The sequence below is a fragment of the Marinobacter sp. ST-43 genome (assembly GCF_030541085.1).
Taxonomy (GTDB): domain Bacteria; phylum Pseudomonadota; class Gammaproteobacteria; order Pseudomonadales; family Oleiphilaceae; genus Marinobacter; species Marinobacter nauticus.
The window spans coordinates 1-1,930 of sequence record NZ_JASSVO010000050.1 but is presented as its reverse complement, the minus strand read 5'-3'; the positions used below and the strand labels follow the sequence as shown (position 1 = coordinate 1,930).

Genomic DNA, 1,930 nt, shown 5'->3' with positions numbered 1-1,930 from the left:
GTAGTGCGCCAGGCATGGCGCGTAGCGCCTTGACGGGCGCTGTTCCGGTACAGGTGGTGCTGGCCGGATGACTTGGGGGTGCAAGTCCCCTGTGGGCCCGGCAAGGGGAACCACTAGCCGGACGGCAAGGGTGTCCACCGCGAGGTGGAATCTGAAGGAAGCCGCAGGCAAAACACTGGCCCGACGAACAGAAATCGCATATGAGGCGGTCACACCGGGTAAGACGGCTACTATCGTCAAAGCCCAATACTTGCACGGAAGGTGTGGACGTAAATGCGGCGGGCATAAGTGTGAAGGTCACGTGTCTTACCCTGGGAAGTCTGGCACTCTGCCACAGTGCTACCTGCCTCGTGAGGGGCGGGGATGGGGGGCCAGAACTCAGCCGAGGTCATAGTAGGTGCGTTACCGCGTACTGAAGGACTGAACATGGTTGGCCGCTAGTAGGCGGTAAGTTCTCGTGATGCGCTAATGAAGACAGAAGCGACCCGGATGGGTCAGGGCATTCAGGAAGGAGTCGGGCGGAACCCGGCAGGTACTGAAGTCCGTGTCGAGGCAGACGCGGGGGCTCACTCGTGGACGAACGCGGAGCCGAATACGCTGATGGAGCAGGTGCTTGAGCGCCCGAACCTGATGCGTGCGTATCAGCGGGTGGTGTCCAATAAAGGCGCGGCTGGTGTCGATCGGATGCCGGTGACCGCTTTGAAGAGCCACCTGCAACAGCATTGGCCAACGTTGCGTGAGCGATTGTTGGCCGGAGATTACCATCCTCAGCCGGTACGCCGGGTCAGTATCCCCAAGCCGCAAGGCGGCGAACGGATACTGGGTATCCCGACGGTACAGGATCGCCTGATCCAACAGGCGCTTCACCAAGTGTTGGGCCCGATACTGGAACCGACCTTCTCGGACCACAGCTACGGGTTCCGTCCCGGTCGAAGCGCCCATCAGGCGGTCAAGACGATGCAACGGCACATCAATGGCGGCCACCGCTGGGTGGTCGACCTGGATCTGGCCCAGTTCTTTGACCGGGTCAATCACGATGTGCTGATGAGCCTTTTAGCTCGTCGCATCACCGACCGACGGATACTCACTCTGATCCGACGATACCTGCGAGCCGGCATGCTCGAAGGTGGGCTGGTCAGCCCGAGGCGGGAAGGGACACCGCAAGGTGGCCCTCTGTCCCCCTTGCTCTCCAACGTACTCCTGACCGAACTGGATCGGGAGCTGGAACGCCGGGGTCACCGGTTCTGCCGCTACGCGGACGACTGCAACATCTATGTCCGAAGCGAACGAGCCGGACACCGGGTCATGGCCAGCATTACCCGCTTCCTGGAAAAGCATCTTCGCCTGACGGTGAACGCAGACAAGAGTGCTGTGGATCGCCCGTGGCGCCGGAGCTTCCTGGGATACAGTGTGAGCTGGCACAAGCAGGTTCGGTTGCGGATTGCACCGAAGAGTCTGCAGGCTTTTATGGCTAAACTGCGTCCGCTACTCAGACGATCGCGCGGGCAGTCGCTACCGGCGACCCTCCAGAAGCTGAACCCGGTACTACGGGGCTGGGCGAACTACTATCGCCTGACGGCCTCGAAACGACCGGTTGAAGCACTGGATGGCTGGATACGACGACGTCTCCGGTTAATCCTGTGGCGACAATGGAAGCGGCCCTATACACGGGCCCGCAACCTGATGCGGCTTGGTCTGACGGAGCAACGGGCTTGGATGAGTGCGACGAACGGTCGTGGTCCTTGGTGGAATAGCGGTGCATCTCATATGAACGCGGTGCTGCCCAAGAGGGTGTTCAACGATCTGTCTCTGGTAAGCTTGCTGGATACGATGGTTAGGCTTCAGCGCCGACCGTGAACCGCCGTGGTACGGAACCGTATGCCCGGTGGTGTGAGAGGACGGGGGAGGTAACTCCCCCTCCTACTCGATT

General features: G+C 60.9%; 1 protein-coding gene. It reads left to right on the top strand.

From position 1 onward, the window contains the following. Positions 1-468: 468 nt before the first annotated feature. Positions 469-1,857, top strand: coding sequence for a group II intron reverse transcriptase/maturase (gene ltrA / locus QPL98_RS19370; RefSeq protein ID WP_303293867.1), 1,389 nt, complete (start codon positions 469-471; stop codon positions 1,855-1,857). Positions 1,858-1,930: the final 73 nt, after the last annotated feature.